This window comes from Brevibacterium sp. UCMA 11754 (genome assembly GCF_021532275.1).
Taxonomy (GTDB): Bacteria; Actinomycetota; Actinomycetes; order Actinomycetales; family Brevibacteriaceae; genus Brevibacterium.
In genome coordinates, this window is record NZ_JACBOT010000039.1 from 1 (window position 1) to 8,535 (window position 8,535).

General features: G+C 63.6%; 6 protein-coding genes and 2 pseudogenes. 6 read left to right on the top strand and 2 right to left on the bottom strand.

Features of this window, described 5'->3' with window-relative positions:
- From HX613_RS21745 to HX613_RS21760, 4 genes and pseudogenes are all read left to right on the top strand, one after another.
- Window positions 1-639, top strand: a pseudogene (locus HX613_RS21745) (efflux RND transporter permease subunit); the annotation flags it as partial.
- Window positions 640-664: 25 nt separating this feature from the next.
- Window positions 665-1,426, top strand: coding sequence for a CPBP family intramembrane glutamic endopeptidase (locus HX613_RS21750; RefSeq protein ID WP_235344457.1), 762 nt, complete (start codon window positions 665-667; stop codon window positions 1,424-1,426).
- Window positions 1,427-1,583: 157 nt separating this feature from the next.
- Window positions 1,584-4,040, top strand: a pseudogene (locus HX613_RS21755) (PhoX family protein).
- 213 nt (window positions 4,041-4,253) lie between these two features.
- Entirely contained in the window at window positions 4,254-4,748 is a 495-nt protein-coding gene (locus HX613_RS21760) for a GNAT family N-acetyltransferase (protein ID WP_235344455.1), read from the top strand.
- Between the two features lie 138 nt (window positions 4,749-4,886).
- Here the strand turns inward: HX613_RS21760 and HX613_RS21765 are convergent, their stop codons facing one another.
- Together HX613_RS21765 and HX613_RS21770 are read right to left on the bottom strand one after the other, a co-directional pair.
- Window positions 4,887-5,531 (bottom strand): VOC family protein, encoded by a 645-nt coding sequence (locus HX613_RS21765; protein WP_235344454.1) that lies wholly within the window; start codon window positions 5,529-5,531, stop codon window positions 4,887-4,889.
- A gap of 177 nt (window positions 5,532-5,708) precedes the next feature.
- Entirely contained in the window at window positions 5,709-6,194 is a 486-nt protein-coding gene (locus tag HX613_RS21770; RefSeq protein WP_101570621.1) for an inorganic diphosphatase, read from the bottom strand.
- A 112-nt stretch (window positions 6,195-6,306) separates the two neighbouring features.
- On the opposite strand from HX613_RS21770, the gene dacB reads away from it, so the two are divergent.
- Window positions 6,307-7,773: a D-alanyl-D-alanine carboxypeptidase/D-alanyl-D-alanine endopeptidase gene (gene dacB / locus HX613_RS21775; protein WP_235344453.1), complete on the top strand. Its 1,467-nt coding sequence runs from the start codon at window positions 6,307-6,309 to the stop codon at window positions 7,771-7,773.
- On the top strand, window positions 7,770-8,535 hold a 766-nt coding region (locus tag HX613_RS21780), incomplete at its 3' end, for a zinc-dependent metalloprotease (RefSeq protein WP_235347200.1). The genes dacB and HX613_RS21780, both read left to right, overlap by 4 nt.

An 8,535-nucleotide genomic window follows, 5' to 3' on the forward strand; every position in this document is an offset into this window, starting at 1 on the left:
GTCAGGCCTAGCGGAGTATCGGTCAGCAGTGACAGCGCGATGGATCCTGCTGGTCTCGATCCCGTTCGCGGCCACGGATCCATCGCGCTGTCACTGCTGACCGATACTCCGCTAGGCCTGACCTCGATGATCGGTCTGCTCATGCTCATCGGCATCGTGGTCACCAACGCGATCGTTCTCATCGACCTGATCAACCACTTCAGAGCTCGAGGCGTTGATCTGCGAGCGGCGATCGTCCACGGTGCCAGACTGCGTTATCGTCCGATCCTTATGACCGCGGCAGCGACGATCTTCGCGCTTATACCGATGGCCCTGGGACTGACGGGTGGGGGAGTGTTCATCTCGAAGCCGCTGGCGATCGTCGTCATCGGCGGTCTCGTCAGCTCGACCCTGCTCACGCTCATCCTCGTGCCTGTCCTCTACCTCCTCCTCGAAGGAGCGAAGGAACGTCGCGGAGAGAAGAAGCACGTGAAGAACATGGCCCGCGGCCAGGTCCTCGACGTCGCCGAGGCGAGGGCTGCGCAGCGTTCGGATACGACGGATCGTGCTCGCTCAGGCACGCAGACGGAGACCACCGCAGATGCGGGGTCAGTGGCCACCGGCGGTCGCCCCGACACGGACGAGGAACCGAGGCACTGAGTCCTCGCCCACTACAGTGGGATCCATGAGAAACGAGCTCGAACCGCAGGAGAAGAAGCGCCTGTGGTTCGAGCTCGGTCTCGTTGCGGCACTCTCGCTGGGCCAATCGGCGGTCTATGCGATCGTGCGCTTAGCAGACATCACCACCCGCGGTCCGATCAGCGACGCCCAAGCGAAGCTCAACACCTCGATGTCGCCGCGACCCGGATTCGACCTCGTCTACCAGATCCTCGACATCGGGTTCACCCTCGTACCAGTGCTCTTGGCCCTCTACCTGCTGACTCGCGACTCGAATGCCCCGCCCCTGAGCACACGGCTGGGCGTGAACGGCCAGAGGGGGAAAGACCTCGGGCGCGGAACGCTCATCTTCACCATCATCGGCATCGGCACTCTGGCCGTCTACGCGGGCGGCAGGGCACTGGGGATCACTGCCGAGGTCCAGCCGGCCAACCTCGGCGATCATTGGTGGACTATTCCCGTGCTCATTCTGGCCGCGGCGAAGAACGGCATCGTCGAAGAGGTCATCATCTTCGGCTTCGGGGCCGAACGGCTCCAGCGCCTGGGCTGCGGGATGTGGCCGATCATCATCAGTCTGGCAGTCCTCCGTGCCAGCTACCACCTGTACCAGGGCATCGGGCCATTCATCGGCAACGTCGCCATGGGCATCATCTTCGGGTGGTACTTCATGCGCCGAGGCAGGCTGATGCCGCTGGTGTGGGCACATTTCATCATCGACGCCGTGGGCTTCCTGGCACCGGGAATCCTCACCCTCGTCGACATCGGCTGAACGGGTTCACGCGCAGTTCATACAACGGTAGTTCTGGGTCCAACTGACCCTGAAAGTCTCGAACTGATGAGCCCGACTCCGTTTCGCGAGGCAGGGCCGACAGACCCGATCCAAGGAGACAACCGAACCGATGGCACCCCTACGTGAACTTCTGCCCATGGCCGGACACGTCCGAGGCAAGCGCAGCCCCGTCACATGTGCGCTCAAATGCGACAACGCGTGCACCAAGGCGATCTGCAACACCTCGTCCAACAGCTACTTCCGCGACATCGTCGGGGCGCAGCTGTCCCGCAGGGCAGTGCTGGGGGCGTCGGCGGCAGGAGCACTGGCCATCGCAGTCACGACCGGACCGAGTCCGACCACACGTGCAGCCGCGGCCGCAGCAGCAGGCACAGGAAGCAGCCTCGACTTCACCGCGATCGACCCGGTCCAGCACGAGGTCGACAAGTTCATCGTCCCCGAGGGGTACTCGTGGCACCCCGTCGTGCGCTGGGGTGACCCTCTGTTTCCGGACGCTCCGAAGTTCGACCCCGAGAACCAGAGCGTCGAATCGCAGCGACGTCAGTTCGGGTACAACAACGACTTCCTCGAAATCCAGGTCGACGAGAACGGCGACGGCAACCGTGCCCTGCTGTTCGCCAACCAGGAGTACACGAACGACGCGATCATGTACCCCGACAGTATGGACAAGGCCACCCAGCGCGCCATCAGCCGCGATGCACACGGGCTGACTGTTGCGGAACTGGTCCGGACCAATGAGAAGACCCCGTGGAAGGTCGACGTCAACGGCGCCAACAACCGCCGCTTCCTCATCGATACCGAATACGAATTCACTGGGCCGGCAGCCGGCTCCGACCTGCTCCGCACCAGGGACTACCCCAACGGCGACAAGGCTCAGGGAACCCTGGGCAACTGCTCGGGAGGCCTGACTCCGTGGGGCACACTGGTCTCCGGCGAGGAGAACTTCAACTCCTACTTCAAAGCGCAGGGCACCTCGGCGGCCGACAAACGCTACGGTCTGAGCAACGAGGCCTCGGCCAATGGCTGGGAAGAAGACCTGCAGCGCTTCGACACGAACAACTCCGGCTACGCCAACGAAGCCAACCGATTCGGCTGGATCGTCGAAGTCGACCCGCGCGACCCCGAATCGACACCGCTCAAGCACACCAACCTGGGCCGCCTCAAGCACGAGGGCGCCAACATCACGATCGCCGATTCGGGTCAGGCCGTTGCCTACATGGGCGACGATGAGAAGTTCGACTACCTCTACAAGTTCGTGTCCAAGGGCAAGTACATCGAAGGCGACCTGCCCCACAACATGACCCTGCTGACCGAGGGCGATCTGTTCGTAGCGAAGTTCACGGGCAACTCCCCGAAGGGCGAGATCGACGGCAGCGGTGACGTTCCGGCCGACGGCGAGTTCGATGCAGCGGGCAGTGGCCGAGGCTGACGCAGGTCAGGAAGCACGGCAAGTGCTCGGTGACATGGCCATGTAGAAGAGGTGCTGGTCAACACTCGACTGGCGGCGGACAAGGTCGGTCCGACGAAGATGGACCGTTGTGAGGACGTCGAGCCCAACCCAGTCAACGGAAAGATCTACGTTGCGTGCACAAACAATTCGGATCGTGGCGTTGACGGCAAGGCCGTCGCCGATGAGGCGAACCCGCGCAGCGAGAACCGCGACGGACACATCGTCGAACTGACCGAACGCAACGGTGACCACACCGGCACCGAGTTCGACTGGACTCTGCTGCTGGTGTGCGGTGACCCGAAGCAAGGCGACACGACCTACTTCTCAGGCTTCCCCGAAGACCAGGTCTCACCGATCTCCTGCCCCGACAATGTCACGTTCGACTCGGCAGGCAACCTGTGGATCTCCACGGATGGTGCACCCGATGGCATCGGCTACTGCGACGGTCTGTTCAAGGTCACCATCGAAGGTGAGGAGCGCGGACGCGTCGAGCAGTTCCTCTCCGTCCCGCGTGAAGGTGAAGTCTGCGGACCGCTCGTCCACGACTCCTACAACTCGGCGTTCGTGGCTGTGCAGCACCCAGGTGAGGACGGCGAATGGTCGGATCAGCACTCGCGGTTCCCCGACTATGTCGACACCACAGATGTCGACAAGGGCGTGGCAGCGCTTCCCCGACCGACAGTGGTCCAGGTGATCAAGGGCAGCGGCGAAGAGCCCACCGACCCTCCGACAGAGGACCCAACCGACCCTCCGAACGAGGACCCGAAGGACGCAGACACCGAAGGCAACGAGGACGGCTCGTCCGACGGGTCTGACGGCGACTCGTCCGATGGCGGCGACGGCAGTTCCTCGTCCGAGGGCTCGACGAGCGGCTCCCAGGACGGTGCGAAGGATGCAGCTGCGGCGGCCGGAGCAGCGGGCGCAAGTGATGCCGGGTCGAACGGCGGATCCGGCTCCGGCGGTTCGGGTTCCGGTGGCGGCGGTGACCTGCCGCGGACCGGCAACGACAGCACTCTGCCGCTGCTCGGCGGAGGTGCCGGCCTGCTTGCCGCAGGCGGTGCCATGGCAACGGCCGCGCACATGCGCAAGAAAAAGGCAGCAGAGGGTGCCGAAGACCTCACAGAGGGCTCCGCGGAGGTCTGACTCCGCGGCCACTCCAGCTTAAGTGGACGTTTTGGGCTGACAATTCCGATTGTATTCAGCCCAAAACGTCCACTTAAGCGTGAACCGGTGGCGTAGGGCGATGCAGCTACAGCTATCACCATCCCCTCTTGGGGGCGGATCCCCATTGAGTCACGGTGTGCAGAGGACGTATAGGCGCCTCTTGCTCGCCTCGGAGGGAGATGGTTGGCTGGCATGATGAACGAGGCCGTCACCCTCCGTCCTCTGTGTGTCGGAGACGCCGCCGAGATGGCGGTCGTTCTCTCACATCCTGACCTCTACCGGTACACAGGCGGGCAACCGCCCAGCGAAGCTGACCTCAAGAGGCTCTATGGCATTCAGACTCGCGGTGGGCCTGCCGACCGGACCGAGGTGTGGCTCAATGACATCGTCACGCTCGGGGATGACCAGCAAGCTGTCGGTTTCGTCCAGGCGACCCTCCCGGCCGATCAGCGATCCGCGGAGATCTCCTGGGTGATCGGCCGCCCGTGGCAGGGGCTCGGGTACGCAGGTCGGGCCGCTCTACATCTCACCAACCGCCTTCGCACCCGCGGAGTCGAGCAGGTGATTGCTCACATCCATCCAGATCACGAGGCATCTTCGCGGATCGCCAAGCAGCTTGGCATGAAACCGTCCGAGGTTGTCATCGACGGGGGAGACACTGTGGACCGGGCTCCTCGTATGAAATGAGGGCAGCACACCGAATCGGTGTGCTGCCCTCTACGCTGTGCGACGTCAGTCGTCTGAGCCCAGCTGTCTGGCTCCGCCGGCGAATCAATTCTGCCCGGCGAATGCCGAACAGCGCCGAACGTTCCGGCCTACGGCGTCTCAGATGGTGACGAGGCCGTTCTTGGCGGTGTCGAAGCTGATCGACATGATGCCGGGGGTGCCGTGCGGCGCCGACCAGTCGATGTGGATCTCCGGGATGGGCTTGGGATCCTGGGTTCCCAACCAGTCGCGGAGTCGGTCACGATCCCCGGCGATCTGCAGGGTGTCGAGAGCGACATCGCCATTGGTCTTGTAGGACGAAGGATGCTGAGACGAGTCGGCCGCCCACTTGATGAAGAACGGAAGCTGAGGGTCGGCGATGAGCCCCTTGATTCCGATCTGTAGCCACTTGAGTTCCAGGCCTGATTCCGGGGTGCGGTTTCCGTCGACGGCTTTGCGTTCGAGACGAGTTTCCACTCCGGCGAGGTCATCGACCGAAACGCACCATCCCATCCAGCCGCCGCCGAGCTCGGAACGAGCTCGCACTGCCTGGCCGAAGGGTGTTGACAACGCGGCCGGGTGCTCCAAGGCTTCGACGACTTCGAGGTAATGACCGTTCGCGAGAGGGAAGATCAGATTTCTGGTACCGAATCGAGGATGCACACCACCGTCGTAGGGAACCACACCGAGCTTCTCCGAGATCCGCTCGGCAGTGGCTTTGTACCCGTCTGGTTCGCTGGCGAATGACACATGATCGAGTTTCATGTCTCGACAATCGCATAACCTGGCTCACACTTCTCATTAGGATCACCTAAGTAGTGGGTCGTCCCAGGGCCGGCAGCCGCTCGTCCGATGAATGCAGAGACCGCCCGGACGGCGAGGTCCGGGCGGTCTCTGATCACGGGTGAGGCGATGCTTCACACCACCTCGGTGAGGGTGAACTCAGTGAGAGTCCTTGAAGCGCTTGATCGAAGCCTCGACCTCGGCCTCAGCCTCTGCACGCCCGACCCAGCTGGAGCCCTTGACGTACTTGCCCGGCTCAAGATCCTTGTAGCGGGTGAAGAAGTGCTCGATCGAGTCGAGGGTGAACTGATCGACGTCGCCGATGTCCTGGTAGCTCTCCCAGCGGGGATCGCCGGCCGTGACGCCCAGGACCTTGTCGTCGCCGCCTGCTTCATCTTCCATCTTGAACATTCCGATGGGGCGCACATCGATGAGGACGCCGGGGAAGAGGGGTTCGGGCAGCAGTACGAGAACGTCGAGCGGGTCCCCGTCGTTGCCCAGCGTGTCCTCGAAGAAGCCGTAGTCAGCGGGGTACTGCATCGAGGTGTAGAGGTAGCGGTCGAGCTTGACTCGACCTGTCTCATGATCGACCTCGTACTTGTTGCGCGATCCGCGCGGGATCTCGATTGTGGCCAAGAGTTCCATAGTGCTCCTTCAAGCTAGGGTTGCATCACTAGAATAGAGCTTACAAGTCCCCACGAACGACAACCACAACGGCTACGGCGAGGACGATGGCAATGAGAATGAGAGCCCGCGCTTGAACCAGACCCCGGAGCGGAAGAGGCGGAAGCGGTCGAAGAAGGCTGTCGCCGGCATCACCGCAGGCAGCCTCGCCATCGTGCTGGGCGCGGTTGCGGCAGTCGACGCCTACGACGTCTTCCCCGAGCTCCCGGGAATCCTGACCACTGACCCCGCCGTCGAAGTCCAGGCGGTCCCCGCGCCTGACGCGCAGGGCAAGGACATGCCCGCCCCCGCCTCGGCGCTAGATGATTCCGCACCTGTGCCCACCAAGGTCCCCGACACGGTGGACAAGGTCCTCTCTGATGCCAAGGTCAAGGGCTTGGGGATCGAGATCCGCGACGGGCTCAGCGATGACATCCTCTACGCCCAGAACGAGAACAGACCTCGCACGCCGGCCTCGGTGACCAAGGTCCTCACGGCCTCGGCGGCACTGCTGAGCATCGGCGGCGAGAAGCGACTGAGCACGACCACAGAGTTCGACCCGTCCACCTCGACGGTGACGCTGACAGGCGGCGGAGACTCACTGCTGGGTGCGGGGGAGTCCCAGCCGGGTGCCGTGAACGGTCACGCGGGCCTGACGACGCTGGCTCAGCAGACTGCCGAATCACTCAAGAGCCAGAACGTCGCCGAGGTGGCCCTGGACTTGGACACCTCCCGGTACACGGGCAAGGACTTCAGTCCCGGATGGGAGCGTGCCGATATCGCCAAGGGCGTCATCACGCCGATCCAGCCGCTGATGATCGACACCGGGTATGTCGGCAGCAAAGACAAGGAATGGCGGGGCCGCAGCGAGCACCCGGCCAAGGACGCCTTCGCAGTCTTTGCCAAAGAGCTCAAGGCAGCCGGAGTCACAGTCACCGACAACCCTGCACCCGCCGCTGAGACGGGTGACGACGCGAAGACCGACGGAGACTCCGAAACCAGCCAGCTGGCGGGGGTGGAATCGGCCACGATCTCCGAGATCGTCGAATACGCGCTCGTGCACAGCGACAACGTCGTCGCCGAGGTCCTCGGCAACGAGGTCGCCATCGCCCAGGGTGAACCCGGAAGCCTGGAATCCGGCCCCGAAGCCGTGCTGGCGGCCCTGTCCGATTCCGTGGATCTGGGCAAGACCCACCTCGAAGACACCTCGGGCCTGTCCTATGACAACCAGATCAGTCCGCACGACCTGACGACGATCCTGCAGGCATCGGTCGTCGCCGACGATTCGCTCTCCAGCCTCATCAGCTACATGCCCGTCGGAGGACTGACCGGCACACTGACCCAACGTTTCACCAAAGACAAGGCTGCAGCCGGGACGGTGCACGCGAAGACGGGGACCCTGTCGACCGTGACCTCACTGGCAGGAGGGGTGCTCGACGCCGATGGACGCTATCTCGTCTTCACCCTGCAGATCGACGACGTGGACAAGGACAAAATATTGGAAGCCAGGAAAACCGTGGACGATATCGTCGCAGCACTCGCGGATTGCGGCTGCCGATGATCGTCGATGAGAAGTTCGCCGCCCGCACAGCCCGGGAACTCGTCCCCGCAGCGCGTATGCCCGACATCGATGAACTTGACGCGCTGGTCGCCGGGCTCAAGGACAATGCGCTGACGGCGCAGGAACTCGTCGTCGACTCGTTCCTCCTCGACCCTGCCCATGCCGATGACGTGCGCACTCGTCTGGGCGCCGGTTCCGTGCTCGTGCTCGATCAGATCGGCTGGATCAAGGCCAATGCGCAGTCGCTCAACGGCATGGTCGACGCGGACTCCCTGCCCGCCCCTGTCGGTCCGGGAGCGGCGAAAGCGGCCGCCGTGGAACTGGCAGGCGTGCTCTCGCTGCTGTCGACTCGAGTTCTGGGCCAATTCGACCCCTTTGCGGTGGACACGGGCCGGCTGATGTTCGTCGCCCCCGCTGTCCTCATCGCCGAAGAGGCGATGAACGTCAAGCCGCGCGACTTTCGCATGTGGGTGGCCCTGCACGAGGCCACGCACCAGGTGCAGTTCGCCACCGCGCCCTGGCTGCGTGAGCACATGCGCTCTCTCCTGTCTCAGGTCGTCGCGACCCCTCTCAGGGCACCTGGCATCAGCGGTCTCGCTGACGTCTTCTCCACAGTGGGCCGGATCATCAAGGGTGATGCGAGCATGGTCGATCTGATCAGGGACGAGGGGATGCGCAGCGCCCTCGACGAGGCGACGGCGATCCTCAGCCTGCTCGAAGGGCACGCCGACGTGGTCATGGACGAGGTCGGCATCGAAGTGA